Below are 23,290 nucleotides of genomic sequence, written 5' to 3' on the forward strand. Positions count from 1 at the left end.
TCACCCGGCCTTGCGCGCCTCGACCAGGACCCGCGTCGGGTGCGCGACGAACATGCCGTCTTTTTGGATGTGCTCGTGCAGTTCCCGCAGCCGGTCCCGGTAGCCCTCGACGGTGAAGTCCGGCACCGTCCACACCACCTTGCGCAGGAAGTAGACGACGGCGCCGATGTCGAAGAACTCTGCCCGCAGCCGCTCCGCACGCAAATCCACCACCTGCAGGCCCGCGCCTTCCACCTGCGCGCGCACGGCGTCCGGATGAAACTCGGCCCACTTCTCCGGCTGCGGACCGATGAAGTACTCGACCAGCTCGCCCATCGTGGCGGGCCCGATGTGCTGGGCGAAGTAGGTGCCGCCGGGCCGCAGCACGCGACGGATCTCGTTCCACCACACGGAGATCGGATGACGGGTGGTCACCAGGTCGAACGCCTCATCGGCGAACGGCAGCGGCGGCTCGTCCCGGATCGCCACCAGCACCACGCCGAGCGGATGCAGGCGCTTCGTCGCCAGGGCCGCGTTCGGGGGCCACGTCTCGATGGCCGCCATGGTGGGTGGGAAGGGACCCGCGCCCGACAGCACCTCGCCGCCCCCGGTGTGGATGTCCAGCGCGGCGGACGCCTTCGCCAATCGGCTGCTCAGCTGCCGCTGGAAACCCCAGGACGGCCGTTCCTCGGTCGCGCGGCCGTCGAGCCAGGAGAAGTCCCAGCCGTCGACGGATACGGAATCGGCTTCGGCGACCAGATCTTCGAATGTGCGGGACATGCATTGCATTGTCACCGAAGCGCCGAGATTGCCGCCATGGCCGCGGTCGGGGGCTGTTAAACCTTGGTGGTTTCCGGCGACGCGATCTCGGGAGCCAGCGGCGCGATGGCACTGAGTATGTCGGTGACCGTTGCCGAGGGCACCCCGGCGGCGGCAAGCGCGTCGGCCAGGTGGCCCGCCACCAGGTTGAAGTGATGCATGGTGATGCCGCGGCCCTGGTGCACCTGCTTCATCGGCGCGCCGGTGTAGGGCTCGGGCCCGCCGAGCGCGGCCGCGAAGAACTCGACCTGCCTGCCCTTGAGGCGGTTCATGTTGGTGCCGCTGAAGAAGCCCGACAGTTGCTCATCGGCAAGCACGCGGGCGTAGAAGTCCTCGACGACGACCTCGATGGCCTCCTGTCCGCCGATCCGGTCGTAGATCGTGGTCGGCTCGGGTTTGCGGAAACGTGCCAGAATTTTCATAAATTCGATTGGAACATCGCGGGGTTGCCCACCAGTAAGTGCGCGATCACGCCCGGATTACCCGCTGTAACAAGGGGATTGCTCCTCGATGGCCGCGCCTTGGGTCCCTGTGTGAGCGGTGGCGTCGCGGTGCGCAGGGCGGCAATCCGGCATCCGCCGGCCTGTCGATGCCCTAGGTTGGTGCTATGACCCACGTCACACCGCCCGTCAGGAGCGAATGCCGATGAATCTCCTCGGTGACTTGACGCATCTGGTGGAAAAGCCGTTCGCGGCGGTTTCCAACATCATCAACACCCCCAACTCGGCCGGGCGATATCGACCGTTCTATGTGCGCAATCTGCTGGATGTGGTGCAGGGCCGCACGCTTCGCGACGCGGTGAAGGGTAAGACCGTGCTCATCACCGGCGGGTCGTCGGGCATCGGGGAGGCCGCCGCCAAGCAGATCGCGGAAGCGGGCGGGGTGGTGGTGCTGGTCGCCCGCACCCGGGAGAACCTCGAGAAGGTCGCCGCAGAGATCGAAGGCAACGGCGGAACCGCCCACGTCTACCCGTGCGACCTGTCCGACGTGGACGCTATCGCCGCGATGGCAGATCAGGTGATTGACGACCTCGGGGGAGTCGACATCCTGATCAACAACGCCGGACGGTCGATCCGGCGCTCACTGGAGCTGTCCTACGACCGCATCCACGACTACCAGCGGACGATGCAACTGAACTACCTCGGCGCGGTCCAGCTGATCCTCAAGTTCATCCCCGGGATGCGGGAACGCGGCTTCGGGCAGATCATCAACGTCTCCTCGGTCGGCGTGCAGACCCGTGCGCCGCGCTTCGGCGCCTACATCGCCAGCAAGGCCGCCCTCGACAGCCTGTGCGACGCGCTGCAGGCCGAGGTGGTGAACGACGACGTCAAGTTCACCACCGTGCACATGGCGCTGGTGCGCACCCCGATGATCAGCCCCACCACGATGTACGACAAGTTCCCGGCGCTGACGCCGGAGCAGGCGGCCGGCGTGATCGCGGATGCGATCGTGCACCGGCCCAGGCGCGCCAGCTCGCCGTTCGGGCAATTCGCCGCCGTCGCCGACGCCGTCAACCCTGCGGTGATGGACCGGGTGCGCAACCGCGCCTTCGCCATGTTCAAAGACTCCGATGCCGCCAAGGGCGGCGAATCAGCCGGGGATGCAGAGCATTTCGACAAACGCAGCGAAACGTTTGTCCGCGCGACCCGCGGGATACATTGGTGACATCATGAGCCTTCCGAAACCCGACACCGACACCACCGTCGTCATCACCGGCGCCTCCTCCGGCATCGGCGCCGAACTGGCCCGCGGCCTGGCCCGCCGCGGGTTCCCGCTGCTGCTGGTCGCCCGGCGCCGCGACCGCCTCGACGAACTCGCCAACGAGGTGGGCCAGGAATACTCGGTGGCGGTGGAGGTGCTGCCGCTGGATCTCAGCGATCCCAAGGGCCGCGCCAAGCTGGCGGACCGGCTGCGCACCGAACCCATCGCGGGGCTGTGCAACAGCGCGGGTTTCGGCACCAGCGGTGTCTTCTACGAGTTGCCGCTGGAGCGGGAAAGCGAAGAGGTCACCCTCAACGCGCTAGCCCTGATGGAGCTCACCCACGCGGTCCTGCCCGGCATGGTCGAGCGCGGCTCCGGTGCCGTGATGAACATCGCCTCGATCGCCGGTTTTCAACCGTTGCCCTACATGGCGGTGTATTCGGCCACCAAGGCGTTCGTGCAGACGTTCTCCGAGGCGATCCACGAGGAGCTGCACGGAACGGGCGTGTCGGTCACGGTGCTGTGTCCGGGCCCGGTGCCCACGGAGTGGGCCGAGATCGCCCACGCCGAACGGTTCAGCATCCCCGTCGCGCAGGTCTCGCCGCAGGACGTGGCCGAAGCGGCCATCGGCGGGATGCTGGTCGGCAAGCGCAGCGTGGTGCCGGGCATCGTGCCCAAGGTGGTCAGCACCGGCGGCCGGTTCGTGCCGCGCACGCTGCTGCTGCCGGGGCTGCGGATCGGCAACCGATTCCGCGGGGGGCCCAGCCGCTGATGCTGTCGGCTTCCCCACTGCGGCCGCGCTGACGGGTGTGAGTCCTGGGCGTTGCGTGTGAATCCACGGCGGAAAAATCCCTGTTTCAGCGCCCTGAGCTCACACGCAAAGCCCTGTGCTCACACGCAAAGCCCTGCGCTCACACGCAACGCCCTGAGCTCACACACAAAAGCCCTGAGCTCACGCGCAAAGCCCTCAGTTCACACGCCCAAGTCGTGGGCTCACACCGGCAGCTAGGCTCGGGCGATGGCCGCCGTTGACATGACCGCCGACATGCCGATGACCCCGCAGGACATGTGGGATCACGTGTCGGACCTGTCGGATCTGGGCGAATGGCTGGTGATGCACGAGGGCTGGCGCAGCGAGCTGCCCGACGAGATCACCGAGGGCACCGAGATCGTCGGCGTGGCGCGGTCCAAGGGCCTGCGCAACCGGGTGACGTGGACGGTGACGACCTGGGACCCGCCGCACCAGGTGGCGATGAAGGGATCAGGCAAGGGCGGCACGAAATACGCCGTCACCCTGAGCGTGCGGGCCACCGAAGACGGGTCCACCCTCGGCCTGCGGCTGGAGCTGGGCGGGCGCCCGCTGTTCGGCCCGGTCGGCTCGGCCGCGGCCCGCGCCGTCAGGGGAGACGTCGAGAAGTCGCTGCAGCAGTTTGTGGAGCGGTACGGCTAGGAATCTCATCGCCGTCAACCTCGTTGGAGTTGTCCCCGCAGACGGCGTTTCAAGGTTGCAATCCTGAGTAGCTGAATGGTCAGGTTTATGGCTCCCAACATAGGGAACAACCCGATATAGATCCGAAGGGATCTGATTCCGTGCAATTCAATAGTGCTGAATACGATGAAGCACCCGATGGTAAAAACCGCGGCCGGAATCGAGAAGGCCATCAAGGATCCACGGTCAGCGATCGCTTGGGCCGCGCAATCTAATTCGTCCTTCGTCATCGGTTCGCCCTGGCGCAATTTACCTAACACTCTTTTGACGCCACCGATCTCCTCGCCGACCGGTGTGGGCGGGCGGTCCAGCAGCCGCTTCACGAAAGCAAAGACAAAAGCGGCGAATACCAATTCGGCCACGCCTGCTAGCACCGCCAGATAACCAAATAGGCCCAAATTTATTCACTCCTTTGTCGAACACGATCCTGTTGGGCAGCCGAGGAACCGGGCGCGAGCGACCGCGAAGACGATGGCCGCCGTCGGGCCGGGGTTCGGTCAGGCTCTCGTTGAGGCGCGGGATTGCGTTGCATCTGAAGGTGATTGGTACGTCACGGCCGGGTCTCCGTCTTCCCACAGCAGAAGTTGACGAACCGCGGGACGCGGTCCGTACGGACGAAGCATCGTGCTGGCTGGGCGGGGGCGCACGCGTTGGGGCCACCAGAACCAGCGCCCGAGCAGCGCAGCCACGGACGGTGTCATGAATGACCGCACGATCAAAGTGTCGAACAGCAGACCCAAGGCGATCGTCGTCCCAATTTGACCCAGCACCAACAAGGAGGCGGAAACAAATGACGCCATGGTGAAGGCGAACACCAGGCCGGCAGACGTCACCACCGCCCCGCTGCCTGCCATGGCGCGGATGATGCCCGTATTCAACCCGGCGTGAATTTCTTCCCTGAACCGCGAGATCAGTAGCAGGTTGTAGTCGGATCCCACCGCCAGCAGGATGATGACTGATAGTGCCAGGCAGATCCAATAGAGCTTGATACCCAGGATGTCCTGCCAGACCAGGACGGAAAGCCCGAAAGATGCGCCCAACGAGAGCGCCACGGTGCCCACGATGACGATGGCTGCGACCAGACTTCGGGTAATGATCACCATGATGAGCAGAATCAGGCTCAGCGCGGCTATTCCGGCGATCAGGAGGTCGTATTTGGCGCCGTCTGCGATGTCTTTGTACGTGGCGGCCGTGCCGGCGAGATAAATGTTGGAGTCTCCCAACGGGGTATTCTTCACGGCCTGTTTGGCCGCCTCCCTGATCGGGTCGATATGCGAGATGCCTTCGGGCGTTGCGGGATCACCTTCGTGGGAGATGATCATGCGGGCGGCCTTGCCGTCCGGCGAGAGGAATAGTTTTAGACCCCTTTTGAACTCCGGGTTGCCGAAAGCCTCGGGCGGCAGGTAGAAGGAATCATCGTTCTTGGCGGCGTCATAAGCCTGCCCCAGGGCGGTCGCAGTGTCGGTATTCGCCCGCGTCTGAGCATTGATCCCCAAGTTCGTGGCGTAGTTCGACAGCGTCAGGCCGAGGTTCTTCTCCTGATCGGCGATCTGAGGCGGCAACAAAGTCACCAACTTCTGCTGGCCCGCATCCAACTTGTCCAAGCTGCCGGTGAGCTTTTCGAACTGCGCACTCAGCTGATCAATCCCGTCGAGTGCGTCGAAAACGGATCGCAGGGCAAAGCAGGCGGGAATGTCGTAGCAGTGCCTTTCCCAATAGAAATAACTGCGAATGGGCCGGAAGAAGTCGTCGAAATTCGCGATCTTATCCCGCAGCTCGTTGATGGTGGCGATCGTCTCGTGAAAGCTTTGGGTCTCGTCGTGCGTGGAAGCGGCGAGCTGTTTCTGCAGGCCGTACTGTTGGTTCAAGATGCTGATTGTGTCTCTGAGATTGTCGGCCTGCTTGAGCAGATCCTCCGCACGCTCTTTCTGATACTGCAGGTTCTCGATGCTGCCGATGCTGCCCGCGCTGATCTGGAAAGCCAGCGAGGTGTGTTCGATCGGGGTTCCCAACGGCCTGGTCATGGACTGCACCTGGGCGATTCCGGGAAGGTGCGCGATCGCTTTCGCGACCCGCTCCAGGTTGATCATGTCGGCAGGATTGCGCATGTCGTGATCGGTTTCGATCATCAGCAGTTCGGGATTGAGCCGGGCTTGAGAAAAGTGCCGCTCCGCGGCCGCGTAACCGACATTCGCCGGGGCGCTGGCCGGCATGTAGGGGCGCGCGTCGTAGTTCGTTTTGTATCCGGGCAAAGCGAGCAGACCGATCAGGGCGACACCGGTCGCCACGACCAGGATGGGGCCGGGCCAGCGCACGATCGCGGTGCCGATGCGCCGCCAGCCGCGAGTCGCCAGCCGGCGCTTTGGGTCGAACAATCCGAAAAGGCTGCCCACGGTGATCACCGCCGGGGCCAGGCTGAGCGCGGCCACCAGTGCGACCCCGATACCTATCGCGGCGGGAATGCCCAGGCTCTGAAAGTAATTCAGCCTGGTGAAGCGCAAACAGAGCACAGCACCGGCGACAGTCAGACCGGAGCCCAAGACCACATGGGTGGTCCCACGGTACATGGTGTAGAAGGCGGTTTCACGGTTCTGCCCGTCGTGCCGCGCCTCGTGGTAGCGGCCGACAAAAAAGATCGCGTAGTCGGTGCCGGCGGCGATGACGAGCAGCGTGAGCAGATTCGTCGCATACGTCGAGAGCCCGATCAACCCGACGCTGCCGAGAAAGGCGACAATGCCCCTGGCGGCGGCCATTTCAACGATGACAGTGACCAGCACGAAGATTGCCGTGACAGAGCGGTAAACCCAAAACAACATGGCCAGGATCACCAGTACCGTGATCACGGTGACCTTGAAGATGCCCTTGCTGCCGACTTCGAACTGGTCCGTGACCAGCGGCGCCGCGCCGGTCACATACGCCTTGACCCCAGGCGGTGCGGGCGTATGCGCCACGATTTCGCGGATAGCGTCGACGGACTCGTTGGCCATCGCATCGCCCTGGTTGCCGGCAAGGTAGACCTGTACGTAGGCGGCCTTGCCGTCTTTGCTTTGCGAGCCCGCCGCCGTCAGCGGATCTCCCCAGAAATCCTGGACGTGCTCCACATGCTTGGGGTCGTGCTCGAGCTTGCGGACCAGAGCGTCGTAAAACCGGTGGGCATCGTCGCCCAGCGGCTTGTCGCCTTCCAGGACGATCATGGCCGCACTGTCGGAATCGAATTCGTGAAACACTTTGCCGATGTGTTGCATCGCCTGAAACGACGGCGCGCTCGGGGTATTCAGGGATACGTTGTGGGCTCTGGCCACATCCTCCAGATTCGGGACGGCAATATTCGAGATGGCGGCCACGGCCACCCAGAGCAGCAGGATCGGCACCGAAAGACGACGAATCGCTTGCGCCAGAGCGGGTTTCGGAGCGGGATCCTCGCTCATGCGGACTTCACCAGGCAAAAGGTATAGGCGTTCACTTGGTTGACGATCCTTTCGTCCTTGACCTCACCGTCCACCGTGATGCGACAGCCAAGCGAATCGCTGTTGCCCTGCGCCACGAGGTTGCTGAAGGCTCCGGGCTGTGTCGTCACCATGGTCAACGACCAGGGCAGGGCCGCGTTCAACACCTGCTTCGGCTGTACGTTGATGTCCACGTAGTTGATAGTCGCCACCGCGCCGGAGTCGCCGAAGACCTCGAGGGTGATGTGCTTGGGACTGAAGGGTTCGGTCTGTTCTGAGATGCCACCGGCCGCCGACGTGTTGTTGTGAGATCCGAAGATCCCGTGCAGTCGATAGACGCAGAATCCCGCGACGGCCACGACCACGACGACGACGAGCACCATCCACCCCCGCCTGACGAGGGACGTAACCCGAATCCCCATCACCCGTTGGCCTTCCGATGCTCGGGCGACACGGTCACGCTGACGCTGTGACCGTGGCCGTTGCTATGACCCTACGGTACTGATTAGTACTGCACAAGAGACGGAATCGTACACTTTACGAAGTCGGGTGCCGGGTTCCGTTATCCATGGGGCCGGGTGAGTCCGGGAAGGATGAAGTCGTCGACGAGGGCGCGCACGGTGCGACGGGTGGGCGCCCGGCCCGGGATGATGGAGCGGAAGATCAGGTATCCGGGCAACAAATCCCAGAGCTCGTCGGCGACCGCGGCCTCGTCGATCTCGCCCCGGTCGACGGCCTGCCGCAGGATGTGCTGGATCATGGCCTTGCGCTGGTCGAGGAACTGGTGCTGCATAGCTTCCCTGAGGGCGCGGTGGCGCGACACCTCGACGAGCACCGCGCGGATGGTGCCGGCGTTCTGCTGGCCCTGCTGGCAGATCTTCTCGCCGACCTGCAGCAGATCGCCCCTCAGCGTGCCCGTTTCCGGCGGGACCGCCACCTGTCGGATGCCCTCGATGAAGGCGGCCAGCACCAGTTCGGCTTTGGAGGGCCAGCTCCGGTACACGGTGGCCTTGCTGGCGCGGGCCTCGCTGGCCACGGCGTCGACCGTCAACCCGTCGTACCCGTGCTCCTGCAGCAGCCGCAACGTCACCGCGAGCAGCTCGGCCTCGCGCGGCGACCACGGTGTCGGCCCCGCGAACCGGTCGGCAGTCTGGGTCATCCGCCCACTTTAGATCCGCGGCGCGCGAGTGTGTGAGTTGAAGACACACTCGCGACACGCCGGGGATGCGTCGGTGGTCGGTCATAGACTGGCGTCCCTATGACGGGTTCGACTGCTCCGAGCGCGAGCGCTCCTCGCGGGTCCTCCTTCGTGCACCTGCACAACCACACCGAGTACTCGATGCTGGACGGTGCCGCGAAGATCACGCCGATGCTCGACGAGGTGGCGCGGCTGGGCATGCCGGCGGTCGGAATGACCGACCACGGGAACATGTTCGGCGCCAGCGAGTTCTACAACGCGGCGACGAAGGCCGGGATCAAGCCGATCATCGGGGTGGAGGCCTACATCGCCCCGGGGTCGCGCTTCGACACCCGGCGCGTCACCTGGGGCGATCCCAGCCAGAAGGCCGACGACGTCTCCGGCAGCGGCTCCTACACGCACCTGACGATGGTGGCCGAGAACGCCGCCGGGCTGCGCAACCTGTTCAAGCTGTCCTCGCTGGCCTCCTTCGAGGGCCAGCTGAGCAAGTGGTCGCGGATGGACGCCGAGCTCATCGCCGAGCACGCCGAGGGCATCATCATCACCACCGGCTGCCCGTCCGGTGAGGTGCAGACCCGGCTGCGGCTGGGTCACGACCGGGAGGCGCTGGAATCGGCCGCCAAGTGGCGCGAGATCGTCGGGCCGGACAACTACTTCCTCGAGTTGATGGACCACGGGCTGTCCATCGAGCGACGGGTCCGGGAGGGCCTGCTCGAGATCGGCCGCAAGCTCGGGATCCCGCCGCTGGCCACCAACGACTGCCACTACGTCACCCGCGACGCCGCCCACAACCACGAGGCGCTGCTGTGCGTGCAGACCGGCAAGACGCTCTCGGACCCCAACCGGTTCAAGTTCGACGGCGACGGCTACTACCTCAAGTCGGCCGCCGAGATGCGCCAGATCTGGGACGGCGAGGTCCCCGGCGCCTGCGACTCCACGCTGCTGATCGCCGAGCGGGTCCAGCCCTACGACGAGGTGTGGGCGCCGCGCGACCGGATGCCGGTGTTCCCGGTGCCCGAGGGCCACGACCAGGCGTCGTGGCTGCGGCACGAGGTGGGCGCCGGGCTGCGCCGGCGGTTCCCGGGCGGGGCGCCGGACGGTTACGCCACGCGGGCGGCCTACGAGATCGACGTCATCTGCGGCAAGGGCTTCCCCTCGTACTTCCTGATCGTGGCCGACCTGATCAACTACGCCCGCTCGGTGGGCATCCGGGTGGGTCCCGGCCGCGGGTCGGCCGCCGGGTCGCTGGTGGCCTACGCGCTGGGCATCACCGACATCGACCCGATCCCGCACGGCCTGCTGTTCGAGCGGTTCCTCAACCCCGAGCGCACCTCGATGCCCGACATCGACATCGACTTCGACGACCGGCGCCGCGGTGAGATGGTTCGGTATGCCGCCGACAAGTGGGGCCACGACCGGGTGGCCCAGGTGATCACCTTCGGCACGATCAAAACCAAGGCGGCGCTGAAGGATTCGGCGCGGATCCACTACGGCCAGCCGGGCTTCGCCATCGCGGATCGGATCACCAAGGCGCTGCCGCCGCCGATCATGGCCAAGGACATCCCGCTGTCGGGCATCACCGACCCGAATCACGAGCGCTACAAGGAAGCCGCCGAGGTCCGCGGCCTGATCGAGACCGACCCGGACGTGCGCACCATCTACCAGACGGCGCGCGGCCTGGAGGGCCTGATCCGCAACGCCGGCGTGCACGCCTGCGCGGTGATCATGAGCAGCGAGCCGCTGACCGAGGCGATCCCGCTGTGGAAGCGCCCGCAGGACGGCGCCATCATCACCGGTTGGGACTACCCGTCGTGCGAGGCCATCGGCCTGCTGAAGATGGACTTCCTGGGCCTGCGCAACCTCACGATCATCGGCGACGCGATCGAGAACATCAAGGCCAACAGGGGAATTGACCTCGACCTCGAGTCGGTGCCGCTGGACGACAAGGCCACCTATGAACTGCTCGGCCGCGGCGACACGCTCGGGGTGTTCCAGCTCGACGGCGGCCCCATGCGGGACCTGCTGCGCCGCATGCAGCCGACCGGCTTCGAGGACATCGTCGCGGTGCTCGCGCTGTACCGGCCCGGCCCGATGGGCATGAACGCCCACAACGACTACGCCGACCGCAAGAACAACCGGCAGGCGATCAAACCGATCCACCCCGAGCTCGCCGAGCCGCTGCGCGAGATCCTCGCCGAGACATACGGTTTGATCGTCTACCAAGAGCAGATCATGCGCATCGCGCAGAAGGTGGCCAGCTACTCGCTGGCCCGAGCAGACATTCTGCGCAAGGCGATGGGCAAGAAGAAGCGCGAGGTCCTGGAGAAGGAGTTCGAGGGCTTCTCCGAGGGGATGAAGGCAAACGGGTTTTCGGCAGGCGCGATCAAGGCGTTGTGGGACACCATCCTTCCGTTCGCCGACTACGCGTTCAACAAGTCGCACGCCGCGGGCTACGGCCTGGTGTCGTACTGGACCGCCTACCTCAAGGCGAACTACGCCAGCGAGTACATGGCCGGCCTGCTGACGTCGGTCGGCGACGACAAGGACAAGGCCGCGGTGTACCTCGCCGACTGCCGCAAGCTGGGCATCACGGTCCTGCCGCCCGACGTCAACGAGTCCGGCCTGAACTTCGCGTCGGTGGGCGCCGACATCCGTTACGGGCTGGGTGCGGTGCGCAACGTCGGCGCCAACGTCGTCGGGTCCCTGATCCAAACCCGCAGCGACAAGGGCAAATTCACCGATTTCTCGGACTACCTGAACAAGATCGACATCTCGGCCTGCAACAAGAAGGTCACCGAGTCGCTGATCAAGGCGGGCGCCTTCGATTCGCTCGGGCACGCCCGCAAGGGCCTCTTCCTGGTCCACACCGACGCCGTCGACTCGGTGCTGGGCACCAAGAAGGCCGAGGCGATGGGGCAGTTCGACCTGTTCGGCGGGGGAGACGCCGGCACCACCGACGCGGTGTTCACCATCAAGGTGCCTGACGACGAGTGGGAGGACAAGCACAAGCTCGCCCTGGAACGAGAGATGCTGGGCCTGTACGTGTCCGGGCATCCGCTCAACCGGGTGGCCCACCTGCTGACCGCCCAGGTCGACACCGCGATCCCGGCAATCCTGGACGGCGACGTCCCCAATGACACCCAGGTGCGGGTGGGTGGCATCCTGGCCTCGGTCAACCGGCGCGTGAACAAGAACGGGATGCCATGGGCCTCGGCACAATTGGAGGATCTCACCGGCGGCATCGAGGTGATGTTCTTCCCGCACGCATACTCGACGTTCGGCGCCGACATCGTCGACGACGCGGTGGTACTGATCAACGCCAAGGTGGCGATCCGCGACGACCGGATCACGCTGATCGCCAACGAGCTTGTGGTGCCGGACTTTTCCAGCGCCCAGGCCGACCGGCCGCTGGCGGTCAGCCTGCCGACGCGGCAGTGCACCTTCGACAAGGTCAGCGCGCTCAAGCAGGTGCTGGCGCGGCACCCCGGCACGTCGCAGGTGCACCTGCGGCTGATCAGCGGTGATCGGATCACCACCCTCGAGCTGGACGCCTCGCTGCGGGTGACGCCCTCGCCGGCGCTGATGGGCGACCTCAAGGAGCTGCTCGGCCCCGGCTGCCTGGGCGTTTAGCGGCGGGCCCCGATCTCGGGGCCGCGTGCGAAGTTAGTTTCACGCTGGCGTTCGAACGTGAAACCAACTTCACGCTCGCCGCGGGCTAGGCGGCCAGGCAGGTGTCGATGGGTGTGCCGTCGCGGCGGAAGGAGCGGAGCCGTGCGTATCGCGCGCGGCTCAGTTCGTCCAGAGGGTGATTGGGCATGGACACAGTCAACGACTTAGAGTTAGCTCTAAGTCAAGCATCGAATCTCGGGAGGCCCGATGGCCGCGCGGCTGACGATCGGGGAGGTGGCGCGCCAGGCCGGGGTCGCGGCCACGACACTGCGCTACTACGAACAGATCGGGCTGGTGTCCCCGCCGGCGCGCCTGGGCGGCCAGCGCCGCTACGACGATTCGGTGCTCGCCCGGCTGGAGGTCATCCGGCTGTGCAAATCCGCCGGCTTCGCGCTGGAGGAGATCCAGGTGCTGTTCGCCGACGACGCGCCGGGGCGGCCCACCAGCCGCGCCCTGGCCGAGGCCAAACTCGCCGAGATCGACGCCCAGATGGAGGCGCTGGCCCGGGCGCGGGCCGTCATCGAGTGGGGGATGCGCTGCACGTGTCCCTCGATTGACGCCTGTACGTGTGGCATTCATGCCGCGGTGCCCGCCTGACCGAAGGAGCAGCAATGGCCCAGCCGGATTCGATTGCGGTGCAGAACTTTTCGCACGTCTGCATCGGCGTCTCCGACATCGAGGCGTCGCGCGCGTTCTACACCGGGGTGCTGGGCATGGACGTCGTGTTCGACGTCGAGCTCGAAGGTGCCGGCCTGCGGTCCGTGACCGGCGGGGCGGCGCAACAGGGCCGCATGATCGGCGGGCTGATCGGCGCGGCGATGGTGGAGCTGCTGTCGCTGGGCGCGGTGCCCGAATGCCCGAGCGGGCCGCACCTGGGCTATACCAACATCTCGTTCCGGGTCGACGATCTCGACGCCACCTACGACACCGTTCGGCGCCATCACCCCGACGTCCGGGCCGACCCGCCGGTCGACATCGGCGGGGTGCGGATGTTTTTCATCTACGACCCCGACGGCACCCCCATCGAACTTCTGGAGTTGCCCGGCGGCGCGTCCACCACCGTGCAGCTCTGGCGCCCCCAGGGCTGAACGAGCCGGGTGATGTGTTCCGCGCCCCCCGGTCACGGACGTACGCTCACGAGGGGCAATGCTGACCCGGCGTCGAGGAGGACGTAAATGACGACACCCGACCGTCCGGCCACCTTGTGCGAGGCGTTCCAGCGCACGGCGGCGATCGAGCCGGCCGCCGTCGCGCTGCGTACTCCCGGCGGCGCCCAGACGATGACGTGGCGAGAGCTCGCCGAGCAGGTGCGCAAGGCCGCCGCGGGCCTCGCGGGGCTCGGCGTGGGGCGGGGCGACACGGTGTCGCTGATGATGGCCAACCGGATCGAGTTCTACCCGTTCGAGATCGGCGCCCAGCACCTGGGCGCCACTTCGTTTTCGGTCTACAACACCCTGCCCGCCGAGCAGCTGACCTACCTCTTCGACAACGCCGGCACCAAGGTGGCGATCTGCGAGGAGCAGTACGTGGACCGCATCCGCGCCAGCGGTGCGCCGATCGAGCACATCGTCTGCATCGACGGCGCGCCGCCCGGAACCAGCTCGGTGGACGACCTGCATGCCGCCGCGCCAGCCGGTTTCGACTTCGAGTCCACGTGGCGGGCGGTGCGGCCCGACGACGTCGTCACGCTCATCTACACCTCCGGGACCACCGGCAACCCCAAGGGGGTGGAGATGACGCATGCCAACCTGCTGTTCGAGGCGTTCGCCCTCGACGCCGTCCTACCGATGCAGTTCGGTGACCGCGTGACATCCTTCCTGCCGACGGCACACATCGCCGACCGGGTGATGGGCTTGTACGGCCTGGAGGTGTTCGGCACCCAGGTCACAGTGGTGTCCGACGCGCGTGCCATCGCCGCCGCGCTGCCGGACGTGCGGCCCACGGTGTGGGGTGCGGTGCCTCGGGTGTGGGAGAAGCTCAAGGCCGCAATCGAATTCGCCGTCGGCCACGAGCCGGACGAGGTCAAGCGGCAGGCGTTGCAGTGGGCGATGTCGGTGGCCGGCAAGAAAGCCGCCGCCCTGGTGGCCGGTGAGCCGATGCCCGACGACCTGGCCGCCGAATGGGCGCAGGCCGACGAGTTGGTTCTGTCCAAGCTGCGCGAGCGGCTAGGGTTCGGCGAACTGCGCTGGGCGGTGTCCGGTGCGGCCCCGATCCCCCGGGAGACGCTGGCGTTTTTCCTCGGGATCGGCATTCCGATCGCCGAGGTGTGGGGGATGTCGGAGCTGAGTTGCGTGGCCAGCGTGAGCCATCCCCGGGACGCGCGGCTGGGCACCGTCGGGAAATTGCTGCCCGGGCTGGAGGGCAAGGTCGCCGAGGACGGCGAGTTCCTGGTGCGCGGTCCGCTGGTGATGAAGGGCTACCGCAGGGAGCCGGCCAAGACCGCGGAGGCGATCGATGCCGACGGCTGGTTGCACACCGGCGACATCCTCGAGGTCGACGCCGACGGCTATCTGAAGGTGGTCGACCGCAAGAAGGAGTTGATCATCAACGCGGCCGGAAAGAACATGTCGCCGGCCAACATCGAGAACACCATCCTGGCCGCCTGCCCGATGGTCGGCGTCATGATGACGATCGGCGACGGGCGGCCGTACAACGCGGCGCTGATGGTCTTCGACGCCGAATCGGTCGGCCCGTACGCGGCCCAGCACGGCCTGTCCGAGGCGTCCCCCGCGGCGCTGGCGAACCACCCCGAGGTGATCGCCAAGATCGCCGCCGGGGTTGCCGAGGGCAACGCGAAACTGTCGCGGGTGGAACAGATCAAGCGGTTCCGGGTGCTGCCGACGGTGTGGGAACCCGGTGGGGACGAGATCACGCTGACGATGAAGCTGAAGCGCAAGCCGATCATGGCGAAGTACGCCGGCGAGATCGAGGAACTCTATTCAGGCGATCGCCATCCCGAGGTGCACGAGCCGTCCGCGGCCGCAACGGTGCAGCCGGCATGAGCGGGGGACCGGGGGGAACGGCGCGCGAGATCGGTCGCGCCGGTGTGCGAAAGTTGCTGCAGCGCACGGGGATCGTCGACGAGTCGAGGACGCCGTTGCCGACCGACCCGGACGAGGTCGTCGAGCTCTTGGCGGCGCCGTGGTACGACGAGCGGCTGGCCACGTTGGCCCACGAGCTCGGCCGCGACCCCGACGACGTGCGCGCCGAGGCCGCGGGCTACCTGCGGGAGATGGCGCCGTCGCTCGACGAGCGGGCGGTGAAGGCGTGGCGCAGCTTTTCTTGTTGGCTGATGCGGGCCTACGACATCCTGGTCGACGAGGACCAGATCGCCCAGCTGCGCCGGCTGGATCGCAAAGCCACGCTGGCGTTTGCCTTCTCGCACCGCTCCTACCTGGACGGGCTGCTGTTGCCCGAGGCGATTCAGGCCAACCGGCTCTCGCCGGCGCTCACGTTCGGCGGCGCCAACCTGAACTTCTTCCCGATGGGCGCCTGGGCCAAGCGCACCGGGACCATCTTCATCCGGCGCCAGACCAAGGACATTCCCGTCTACCGTTTCGTGTTGCGCGCCTACGCCGCCCAGCTGGTGCAAAACCACGCCAACCTCACCTGGTCGATCGAGGGGGGCCGGACCCGCACCGGCAAGCTGCGGCCCCCGGTGTACGGGATCCTGCGCTACATCAGCGACGCGGTCGACGAAATCGACGGTCCCGAAGTCTATTTGGTGCCGACCTCCATCGTGTACGACCAGCTGCACGAGGTGGAGGCGATGACCACCGAGGCCTACGGCGCCGCCAAGCGGCCCGAGGACTTCCGGTTCCTGATCCGGCTGGCGCGACAACAGGGCGAGCGGCTGGGCCGCGCCTACCTGGACTTCGGCGAACCGCTGCCGCTGCGCAAGCGCCTCGAGGAACTGCGCACCTCGGATACATCGGCGCCCGGCACGGGCACCGAGATCGAACGCATCGCGCTGGACGTCGAGCACCGGATCAACCGCGCCACCCCCGTCACCCCGACCGCGGTGGTGAGCCTCGCGCTGCTGGGCGCCGACCGCTCGCTCTCGATCAGCGAGGTGCTGGCCACGGTGCGCCCGCTGGCGAGCTACATCGCGGCGCGCAACTGGACCGTGGCCGGCGCCGCCGACCTGACGAACCGCTCGACGATCCGCTGGACGCTGCATCAGCTCGTCGCGTCGGGCGTGGTCAACGTCTATGACGCCGGCACCGAACCGGTTTGGGGGATCGGCGCCGACCAGCACCTGGTAGCGGCGTTCTACCGCAACACCGCGATCCACATCCTGGTCGATCGCGCCATCGCCGAGACCGCGCTGCTGGCCGCCATCGAAGACGCCGAAAATTCCGTGGACCGCCTGGTGTTACCGACGACCGTGCGCGACGAGGCGCTGAGCCTGCGCGAGCTGCTGAAGTTCGAGTTCTTGTTCTCGGCGCGCGCGCAGTTCGAGAAGGAACTCGCCGACGAGGTGCGCCTGATCGGGCGGGTGGAAGACACCACCCGGGCCGTCCCGGCGGCCGATGTGCGCGGGCTGCTGGAAAAGACCGACCTGCTGCTGGCGCACCTGGTGTTGCGGCCGTTCCTGGACGCCTACCACGTCGTCGCCGACCGGCTGGCCGCCCTCGAGGACGAATCGTTCGACGAGGACGAGTTTCTCGCCGAGTGCCTCGAGGTGGGCAAGCAATGGGAGCTGCAGCGCCGGATCGCCAACGCGGAGTCGAGGTCGTTGGAACTGTTCAAAACCGCGCTGCGCCTGGCGCGGCACCGCGAGCTGGTGGACGCGTTCGAGCGTCCGGACATCGCCCAGCGGCGACGCGACTTCGCCGACGAGATCGCCACCGCCATCAGGCGCGTCAACACCATCGCGGAGCTCGCCCGGCGGGTCGTGCTGTCCAGCTGCGACCCGTCCTCCGCCCGCCGCGGCACGCCTTAAGGTGGGAAGCATGCCGCTGACAGGTGAATACGCGCCCAGCCCCTGGGAATTTTCCCGCGACCAGGCCGACAAGTACGCCGAGTCCGGGGGAACCGAGGCCGCCGACATGAAGGGGAAGCCCATCATCGTGCTGACCACCGTCGGCGCCAAGACCGGAAAGCTCCGCAAAACCCCGCTCATGCGCGTCGAGCACAACGGCGAATACGCGATCGTCGCGTCGCTCGGCGGCGCCCCGAAGCACCCGGTCTGGTACCACAACGTCAAGAAGAACCCGCGCGTCGAGCTGCAGGACGGGAGCGTCACCCGCGACTACGATGCCCGCGAGGTGTTCGGCGACGAGAAGGCCGCCTGGTGGGAGCGCGCCGTCGAGGCCTTTCCCGACTACGCCGACTACCAGACGAAGACCGACCGTCAGATCCCGGTGTTCGTCCTGACGCCGGTCGGCTGACTTTTCCGGCCGGCCGGCATGGGACCATTGATCGGTGTCCGCTGAACTGAGCCAGAGCCCGAGCCGGTCGCCGCTGTCCGCGGCCGACATCGAAGCCGCGGCGCAGCGGATCGCCCCGGTGGTCGCGCCCACCCCGCTGCAGCCGAGCGATCGGCTGTCGGCGATCACCGGCGCGCAGGTCTACCTCAAGCGCGAAGACCTGCAGGTGGTGCGCTCCTACAAGCTGCGCGGCGCCTACAACCTGCTGGTGCAGCTGTCCGGCGACGAGCTGGCCGCCGGCGTGGTGTGCTCGTCGGCCGGCAACCACGCGCAGGGCTTCGCGTTCGCCTGCCGGGCGCTGGGAGTGCACGGCCGGGTCTACGTGCCGGCCAAGACGCCCAAGCAGAAGCGCGACCGGATCCGCTACCACGGCGGGGAGTTCATCGAGCTGATCGTGGGAGGGTCGACCTACGACCTCGCCGCCGAGGCCGCGCTCGCCGACGTCGAACGCACCGGCGCCACGCTGGTCCCGCCGTACGACGACCTGCGCACCATGGCCGGCCAGGGCACCATCGCCGTCGAGCTGCTCGACCAGCTCGAGGCCGAGCCGGACCTGGTCGTCGTCCCGGTGGGCGGCGGCGGTTGCATCGCCGGCATCACCACCTACCTGGCCGAGCGCACGACCAGCACCGCGGTCCTGGGCATCGAGCCGGCCGGCGCGGCGGCGATGATGGCGGCGCTGGCGGCCGGCGAGCCGGTCACGCTGGACTACGTCGACCAGTTCGTCGACGGCGCCGCAGTGCGCCGGGCGGGAACCCTGACCTACGCCGCGCTCGCCGCCGCCGGCGACATGGTGTCGATCACCACGGTCGACGAGGGGGCGGTGTGCACCGCGATGCTCGACCTGTACCAGAACGAGGGCATCATCGCCGAGCCGGCGGGGGCGCTGTCGGTCGCGGGCCTGCTGGAGGCCAACGTCGAGCCCGGATCGACCGTGGTGTGCCTTATCTCGGGCGGGAACAACGACGTGTCGCGGTACGGCGAGGTGCTGGAGCGCTCGCTGGTGCACCTCGGGCTCAAGCACTACTTCCTGGTGGACTTCCCGCAGGAGCCGGGCGCGCTGCGCCGCTTCCTCGACGAGGTGCTCGGGCCCAACGACGACATCACCCTGTTCGAGTACGTCAAGCGCAACAACCGCGAGACCGGCGAGGCGCTGGTCGGCATCGAGCTGGGCTCGGCGGCGGGCCTGGACGGGCTGATGGCGCGGATGCGGGCGACGGAGATCCACGTCGAGGCCCTCGAGCCGGGTTCGCCGGCCTACCGCTACCTGCTGTAGGCGCGGCGTTTGGCCCGCGAGGGTGCGCAGTTGTATAGGTTTTACGGCGTGTCGCCGTACCGACACGCACGCTCGCGGCTACTGCAGGTAGGCGGGCAGCGGGGTGGCGGACTCCAGGTCGTCGGCCGGCACCGGCGTCCCGGCCGTCAGGCTCAGTGGCACCACGCCGGCCCAGTGCGGCAATGCGGTGTCCTCCGGATCGTCGACGGGGCCGCCGGTGCGCAGCTTGGCCGAGGCCTCGACGAGGTCGACGGCGAGCACCCCGGTCGCGGCCAGTTCGCGGGCGTCGGGCGCCCGGCAGTCGTCGGCTCGGCCGGGCCTGATGTGGTCGAGCAGGCCACGCAGCGCGGTGAGCTTCTCGGCGGGATCGTCGACCACGCGCGCGTCGCCCAGCACGACCACCGAGCGGAAGTTCACCGAGTGATGCATGGCCGAGCGGGCCAGCACCAGCCCGTCGACGAGGGTCGCGGTGACGCAGACCGACAGGCCCCCCGGCGCGGCCCGGGCGGCGAGCATCGGGCCGCCCCCGGTCGATCCGTGCAGATAGAGGGTCTCACCGAGGCGGACGTGCGTGGTGGGCAACACGACGGGTCGGCCGTCGCTCAGGTAGCCCAGGTGGCAGATCAGGGCCTCGTCCAGGATGCCGTGCACCGTGTCGCGGTCGTAGCGCGCACGCTCCCGGTAGCGGGTCGGCGTGGTGCGATGTGTGGGTTGGTATCCGGTGTCCACTCGATTGCCTCTAGCCGGTTGGTGTCGGGGCGGGGTCACCGCGATCACTCACGGATTTTACAACTGAGACCGCTCACTACGAGCCGAGCGGGGGCCGGCATTCGGGGAGAGCGTTAGGCTGCCCGTGGCCAGAACACTCATCCATCTCGACGCGCGAACGCCTTCACACGACGGGGAAATCCATGAGCGGATTTGATCCTTGGCTCCTGCTGTGTTCGATCGTCGCCGTCGCAATTGCCCTGGCGCTCAGCTGCGGGTCGATAACGGACCGCCTCATGCCGGGAGTCGGCGCGGAACACAACTCGACGATCTCGCCGTATCTCTCGGTCATCGGGCTTGTGTACGGCGCTTTGCTCGGCTTCACCGTCGTGGTTTCCTGGCAGCAGTACTCCGCCGCCAGGGCCGTCGTCGTCGCCGAAGCAACTTCGCTCACCACGCTCTACCGGCAGACCGCCGCCATGCCCGAGCCGCAGCAGCGGCAGCTGAGGGCGTTGCTGCGCACCTACACGACGGACGAAGGCGCGGAGTGGGACCAGCAGCCCCGCAACGCCGCCCACACCACGCTCGTCCAGATATACCGCGTGGTGGGCGATCAGCCACCGGGCGTCGCGTCGAACCCCGTCAACGGCGCATTTCTCAGCGAGCTGACCGAGCTGGCATCGCACCGCACCATGCGCCGCATCGAAACCCAGCCCCACATACCGGCGCCGCTATGGGCAGGATTGATCGCGGGCGCGATCGTCCTCACCACCCTGACCGCGATTCTGCGCATCGGCAGCAGGGCCGCTCACGCGGCCCTGATGAGTACCATCGCGACCCTGCTCGGCCTGCTGCTCTGGATCGTCTTCACCCTCGACCACCCGTCCGGTGGCGACGTCACGTCCGCGTCGTTTCGACACGCGCTCAAGGTGTTCGACGTCATCGACCACGCCACCTGATCGATGAGATCAGAAATCGAAGATCGTCGTTCCGACACCGTTGGGGCTGTTGGAGATGTAGATCGGGCCCAAGGAGAACGGATAATTGCCGCTGTTGAACGAGCTGGTGGGCTCCCCGACTTCGGGGGTGTAGGCCCCGCCAACCGTTTCCGTGTACAGCTCCTGACCGGTGCTGGTGTAGACCGTGAGGGTGGTTCCCGCCGGCAGGGTGTCGCCGGCCTGGAGGTTCGGCACCAAAGATTGCGGGACGGAGCCGCCCTTGCCGCCGGAGTCGATGAACGAGAGGGACATCGCTTGCGGTTGCCCGTTGCCGATTTGTACCTGGAGGCCGGCGGTCCCCGGCGCTCCGGAAAGCGTAACGACGGGCGGCAGCGGGTTGGCGCCGAACTCCACCAGGCCTGCCGGTTGGTTGATGAGCTCGCCCTGACTGAGGTTGCCCGACAGCGCCTCGGTGACAGGTTGGGGGAAGGGAGAGCCATTATTCGGCCCGACGCCCAGCACGCCAGGCAGGGACGAGAGCGGGAGGGCTGTCGTCGTGCCGTTCGTCGTCTGGGTGGCGGAAGTCATCACGCCGATGGTGATCGGCGAGGTCGCAATGCCATTGCCGAAGTCCACCGTTGCTTGATATTCGTTGAAGTAGACCGTCTTGAAGTCAGTGTGGTTGTCGCCGTATGTCATGTAACGTGGCGGCCCCGTGATCGGGCCGAGTTTCGATATGTCGACGTCTTGAGGCGGTAGCAGCAGACCGGTCGATCCGGCATCGAACACCACCGGCGCCGTCGGCCCACCGTTGACGGAGACATTCACCAGCGGGCGCCCCAGTGAATCTACCTGCAGCACAATATCGTTCGGCGGCAACGGGGTGCTTGCGCCGCCAGTGCCGGGGGTGCCCGACAGCCACCCGCCGCGTCCTCCTGCGCCACCCACCCCGCCGGGTCCGCTGGTGCCACCCTTGCCGCCGTTGCCGACCAGACCTGCGGGGCCGCCGGCACCGCCGGCCGCCCCGCCGAAGGTGCTGTTGCCGCCGTTGCCGCCGTTACCGGACAACCACCCGCCGGGGCCGCCGGGCGTCCCCACACCGTTCGAGTTGGTGTACCCGTTTGCGCCGTTGCCGGTCAGCGGACGCCCGGTGAGCGCCTGGCTGGTTCCGTTGAGCGCGTTGAGAAGATCTTGCTCGATGGTCTGCAACGACGAGGCGTTCGCGGCCTCCGCGCCGCCATACGACTCCGCGGCCCCGGTCAACGCCTGGACAAACTTCTGGTTAATATCCGCCGCCCGCGCGCTGAGGGCCTGAAACCACTGTCCATGCGCGGAAAATCGCGCCGCGATCGCCGCCGACACCTCGTCCTCGGCCGCGGCCACCACGCCCGTCGTGCGTGCCGCCGCGGCCGCGTTCGCCGCGCCCACCGCCGAACCCACCTGGTCCACATCGGCTGCGGCCAGCGCCAACTCCGCCGGCGCCACGATCGCTAACGACATCAGACCTCCCAACCGTCATGACCTTCGTCATGCCGATTCGGGAGCCCCTCGTCACATCGACGAATCGGCAAGGCCAACTCTAGCCGGGTCACGGCCACACGGCCAATAGGTTTTCGCCTCTGCCACAAGGGCTTCGACAGCATCGTGCGACTCGCCGATCTGGGACCGGCGGGTGACCGCTCGTCAAACGCCGAGTAACCGCTCGACGAACTCGCGGTACTGCATCGGCGCCGCGCTGGCTACCGGCCGTCCAAGCGGGTAGGGATGCCGGCGGCGCGGGCGACTTCGCCGTAGACGGCGGCGAGGCCGGACAACGAAGCGTGGGCGTTGCGGCCGCTCGGGTTGGGGACCACCCACAGCTCCGTTGCGGGATAGGGCGATACCTGTTTGCCCGGGTTTGCCCGGCGCTCGCCGAAGGCGTCGCGAAAGGCGGTGATCCCCAGGACGGCCACCACCTTCGGCGAGTACTTCCGGACCGTCCGGTCCAGCTTCCGTCGGCCCTCGACCAATTCGGCGACCGTGAGTTCGTCGGCACCCGCGCTCGCCCGCTCGACCAGGTTTGTGATGCCGATTCCGCGACGCAGCAGGTAATCCCGGTCGGCCGGAACAAAGCCGGACGAGGCGTCGATCAGATGATCGGTGATGCCGGCGCGGTGGAGCGCCGGCCAGAACCGATTGCCGCGGGGAGCGAAATGCGCCTGCACCGCAACGGTTCTCAGCCCGGGATTGATCCCGACGAACAGCAGCCTGACCCCATCGGATATCAAATCCGGCAGCGTGTTGCCGGCGAAACGTTTCAGCCCGTCGCGGGTGAATCGAACTTCGTCCGGTGCGGCGTTGTCCACAACGCAGTATTGCAAATGCGCGTCACCGCTACCGATTGAGCGGGCCCGAGATCGATCCGCTCAATCGGTGATCGCCGACGCGATCAGTACCAGTGCCTGCGGCCCGCGACGGCACGCCCGGTGGAGCCGAGGATCCACAGGATGGCACCGATGACTAGCAGGATGATCCCGATGGTCCACAGGATGGAGATCTTGAGCAGGAATCCCGCGACCAGCAGGATGATGCCGAGAATGATCATGATGAGCCTCCCTTTCAGTGCTGACTGACCTACCAAGTCGAACACCCTTAA

21 protein-coding genes are annotated in these 23,290 nt (G+C 66.9%); 11 read left to right on the forward strand and 10 right to left on the reverse strand.

Annotated elements, in window-relative coordinates:
* Both A5705_RS21760 and A5705_RS21765 read right to left on the reverse strand, forming a co-directional pair.
* Positions 1-759 carry a class I SAM-dependent methyltransferase gene (locus A5705_RS21760; protein ID WP_067882682.1) on the reverse strand — a complete coding sequence of 253 codons (759 nt, stop codon included), beginning with the start codon at positions 757-759 and terminating at the stop codon, positions 1-3.
* Positions 760-815: 56 nt separating this feature from the next.
* Entirely contained in the window at positions 816-1,220 is a 405-nt protein-coding gene (locus A5705_RS21765; protein ID WP_067882683.1) for a group 1 truncated hemoglobin, read from the reverse strand.
* Positions 1,221-1,443: 223 nt separating this feature from the next.
* Between A5705_RS21765 and A5705_RS21770 the strand changes: the two genes are divergently transcribed.
* The 3 genes from A5705_RS21770 to A5705_RS21780 all read left to right on the forward strand — a co-directional run bounded on the left by A5705_RS21770 (position 1,444) and on the right by A5705_RS21780 (position 3,949).
* Positions 1,444-2,463: an SDR family NAD(P)-dependent oxidoreductase gene (locus A5705_RS21770; protein ID WP_067882745.1), complete on the forward strand. Its 1,020-nt coding sequence runs from the start codon at positions 1,444-1,446 to the stop codon at positions 2,461-2,463.
* Between the two features lie 4 nt (positions 2,464-2,467).
* The gene (locus A5705_RS21775) at positions 2,468-3,271 is read left to right on the forward strand and encodes an SDR family oxidoreductase (protein WP_067882684.1); all 804 of its coding nucleotides are present in this window, start codon (positions 2,468-2,470) and stop codon (positions 3,269-3,271) included.
* Between the two features lie 246 nt (positions 3,272-3,517).
* The gene (locus tag A5705_RS21780; RefSeq protein ID WP_067882685.1) at positions 3,518-3,949 is read left to right on the forward strand and encodes an SRPBCC family protein; all 432 of its coding nucleotides are present in this window, start codon (positions 3,518-3,520) and stop codon (positions 3,947-3,949) included.
* 14 nt (positions 3,950-3,963) lie between these two features.
* Here A5705_RS21780 and A5705_RS21785 read toward each other — a convergent pair whose 3' ends face one another.
* From A5705_RS21785 to A5705_RS21800, 4 genes are all read right to left on the reverse strand, one after another.
* Positions 3,964-4,386 carry a hypothetical protein gene (locus A5705_RS21785; RefSeq protein ID WP_068279971.1) on the reverse strand — a complete coding sequence of 141 codons (423 nt, stop codon included), beginning with the start codon at positions 4,384-4,386 and terminating at the stop codon, positions 3,964-3,966.
* 99 nt (positions 4,387-4,485) lie between these two features.
* Positions 4,486-7,416, reverse strand: a complete 2,931-nt coding sequence (locus A5705_RS21790) for an RND family transporter (RefSeq protein WP_067882687.1) — start codon at positions 7,414-7,416, stop codon at positions 4,486-4,488.
* Positions 7,413-7,817, reverse strand: a complete 405-nt coding sequence (locus A5705_RS21795) for an MmpS family transport accessory protein (protein ID WP_067882688.1) — start codon at positions 7,815-7,817, stop codon at positions 7,413-7,415. Before A5705_RS21795 ends, A5705_RS21790 begins: the two co-directional genes overlap by 4 nt.
* Positions 7,818-7,996: 179 nt before the next feature.
* Complete coding sequence (locus A5705_RS21800; RefSeq protein WP_068279973.1) at positions 7,997-8,593, reverse strand: TetR/AcrR family transcriptional regulator; 597 nt, start codon at positions 8,591-8,593, stop codon at positions 7,997-7,999.
* A 99-nt stretch (positions 8,594-8,692) separates the two neighbouring features.
* Here A5705_RS21800 and dnaE point away from each other — a divergent pair, with 99 nt between their 5' ends.
* The 7 genes from dnaE (at position 8,693) to ilvA (ending at position 19,009) form a co-directional block, all read left to right on the forward strand.
* A complete protein-coding gene (gene dnaE / locus A5705_RS21805) occupies positions 8,693-12,262 on the forward strand; it encodes a DNA polymerase III subunit alpha (protein ID WP_068279976.1) in 3,570 nt (1,189 codons plus the stop codon).
* Between the two features lie 246 nt (positions 12,263-12,508).
* Positions 12,509-12,898 (forward strand): MerR family transcriptional regulator, encoded by a 390-nt coding sequence (locus tag A5705_RS21810; protein ID WP_067882693.1) that lies wholly within the window; start codon positions 12,509-12,511, stop codon positions 12,896-12,898.
* 14 nt (positions 12,899-12,912) lie between these two features.
* Complete coding sequence (locus A5705_RS21815) at positions 12,913-13,389, forward strand: VOC family protein (RefSeq protein WP_068279979.1); 477 nt, start codon at positions 12,913-12,915, stop codon at positions 13,387-13,389.
* 87 nt (positions 13,390-13,476) lie between these two features.
* The gene (gene fadD11 / locus A5705_RS21820; RefSeq protein WP_068279982.1) at positions 13,477-15,303 is read left to right on the forward strand and encodes a fatty acid--CoA ligase FadD11; all 1,827 of its coding nucleotides are present in this window, start codon (positions 13,477-13,479) and stop codon (positions 15,301-15,303) included.
* On the forward strand, positions 15,300-17,246 hold the full coding sequence (locus tag A5705_RS21825) for a lysophospholipid acyltransferase (protein ID WP_068279984.1): 1,947 nt from the start codon (positions 15,300-15,302) through the stop codon (positions 17,244-17,246). Before fadD11 ends, A5705_RS21825 begins: the two co-directional genes overlap by 4 nt.
* Positions 17,247-17,256: 10 nt before the next feature.
* Positions 17,257-17,694 (forward strand): nitroreductase family deazaflavin-dependent oxidoreductase, encoded by a 438-nt coding sequence (locus tag A5705_RS21830; protein ID WP_068280045.1) that lies wholly within the window; start codon positions 17,257-17,259, stop codon positions 17,692-17,694.
* Between the two features lie 34 nt (positions 17,695-17,728).
* The gene (gene ilvA / locus A5705_RS21835) at positions 17,729-19,009 is read left to right on the forward strand and encodes a threonine ammonia-lyase (RefSeq protein WP_068279986.1); all 1,281 of its coding nucleotides are present in this window, start codon (positions 17,729-17,731) and stop codon (positions 19,007-19,009) included.
* A gap of 78 nt (positions 19,010-19,087) precedes the next feature.
* Here the strand turns inward: ilvA and A5705_RS21840 are convergent, their stop codons facing one another.
* Entirely contained in the window at positions 19,088-19,738 is a 651-nt protein-coding gene (locus A5705_RS21840; RefSeq protein ID WP_068279988.1) for a pyridoxamine 5'-phosphate oxidase family protein, read from the reverse strand.
* Positions 19,739-19,920: 182 nt separating this feature from the next.
* Between A5705_RS21840 and A5705_RS21845 the strand changes: the two genes are divergently transcribed.
* On the forward strand, positions 19,921-20,676 hold the full coding sequence (locus A5705_RS21845) for a DUF4239 domain-containing protein (protein ID WP_068279990.1): 756 nt from the start codon (positions 19,921-19,923) through the stop codon (positions 20,674-20,676).
* A 9-nt stretch (positions 20,677-20,685) separates the two neighbouring features.
* On the opposite strand, the gene A5705_RS21850 is transcribed toward A5705_RS21845, so the two are convergent.
* The 3 genes from A5705_RS21850 to A5705_RS28255 form a co-directional block, all read right to left on the reverse strand.
* A complete protein-coding gene (locus A5705_RS21850) occupies positions 20,686-22,155 on the reverse strand; it encodes a PecA family PE domain-processing aspartic protease (protein ID WP_068279993.1) in 1,470 nt (489 codons plus the stop codon).
* Positions 22,156-22,394: 239 nt separating this feature from the next.
* Complete coding sequence (locus A5705_RS21855) at positions 22,395-23,000, reverse strand: mismatch-specific DNA-glycosylase (RefSeq protein WP_082956622.1); 606 nt, start codon at positions 22,998-23,000, stop codon at positions 22,395-22,397.
* Between the two features lie 83 nt (positions 23,001-23,083).
* Positions 23,084-23,239: a DUF6131 family protein gene (locus tag A5705_RS28255; protein ID WP_169716619.1), complete on the reverse strand. Its 156-nt coding sequence runs from the start codon at positions 23,237-23,239 to the stop codon at positions 23,084-23,086.
* Between the last annotated feature and the right edge of the window lie 51 nt (positions 23,240-23,290).

Source organism: Mycobacterium sp. E787, assembly GCF_001668725.1.
Lineage (GTDB): Bacteria > Actinomycetota > Actinomycetes > Mycobacteriales > Mycobacteriaceae > Mycobacterium.

Excerpts from the sequence above, each read along its gene's own strand:
- A5705_RS21760 (WP_067882682.1), bottom strand. The coding sequence starts at position 759 with ATGTCCCGCACATTCGAAGATCTGGTCGCCGAAGCCGATTCCGTATCC.
- A5705_RS21765 (WP_067882683.1), bottom strand. The coding sequence starts at position 1,220 with ATGAAAATTCTGGCACGTTTCCGCAAACCCGAGCCGACCACGATCTAC.
- A5705_RS21770 (WP_067882745.1), top strand. The coding sequence starts at position 1,444 with ATGAATCTCCTCGGTGACTTGACGCATCTGGTGGAAAAGCCGTTCGCG.
- A5705_RS21775 (WP_067882684.1), top strand. The coding sequence starts at position 2,468 with ATGAGCCTTCCGAAACCCGACACCGACACCACCGTCGTCATCACCGGC.
- A5705_RS21780 (WP_067882685.1), top strand. The coding sequence starts at position 3,518 with ATGGCCGCCGTTGACATGACCGCCGACATGCCGATGACCCCGCAGGAC.
- A5705_RS21790 (WP_067882687.1), bottom strand. The coding sequence starts at position 7,416 with ATGAGCGAGGATCCCGCTCCGAAACCCGCTCTGGCGCAAGCGATTCGT.
- A5705_RS21795 (WP_067882688.1), bottom strand. The coding sequence starts at position 7,817 with ATGGTGCTCGTCGTCGTCGTGGTCGTGGCCGTCGCGGGATTCTGCGTC.
- A5705_RS21800 (WP_068279973.1), bottom strand. The coding sequence starts at position 8,593 with ATGACCCAGACTGCCGACCGGTTCGCGGGGCCGACACCGTGGTCGCCG.
- dnaE (WP_068279976.1), top strand. The coding sequence starts at position 8,693 with ATGACGGGTTCGACTGCTCCGAGCGCGAGCGCTCCTCGCGGGTCCTCC.
- A5705_RS21810 (WP_067882693.1), top strand. The coding sequence starts at position 12,509 with ATGGCCGCGCGGCTGACGATCGGGGAGGTGGCGCGCCAGGCCGGGGTC.
- A5705_RS21815 (WP_068279979.1), top strand. The coding sequence starts at position 12,913 with ATGGCCCAGCCGGATTCGATTGCGGTGCAGAACTTTTCGCACGTCTGC.
- fadD11 (WP_068279982.1), top strand. The coding sequence starts at position 13,477 with ATGACGACACCCGACCGTCCGGCCACCTTGTGCGAGGCGTTCCAGCGC.
- A5705_RS21825 (WP_068279984.1), top strand. The coding sequence starts at position 15,300 with ATGAGCGGGGGACCGGGGGGAACGGCGCGCGAGATCGGTCGCGCCGGT.
- A5705_RS21830 (WP_068280045.1), top strand. The coding sequence starts at position 17,257 with ATGCCGCTGACAGGTGAATACGCGCCCAGCCCCTGGGAATTTTCCCGC.
- A5705_RS21845 (WP_068279990.1), top strand. The coding sequence starts at position 19,921 with ATGAGCGGATTTGATCCTTGGCTCCTGCTGTGTTCGATCGTCGCCGTC.
- A5705_RS21850 (WP_068279993.1), bottom strand. The coding sequence starts at position 22,155 with ATGTCGTTAGCGATCGTGGCGCCGGCGGAGTTGGCGCTGGCCGCAGCC.
- A5705_RS28255 (WP_169716619.1), bottom strand. The coding sequence starts at position 23,239 with ATGATCATTCTCGGCATCATCCTGCTGGTCGCGGGATTCCTGCTCAAG.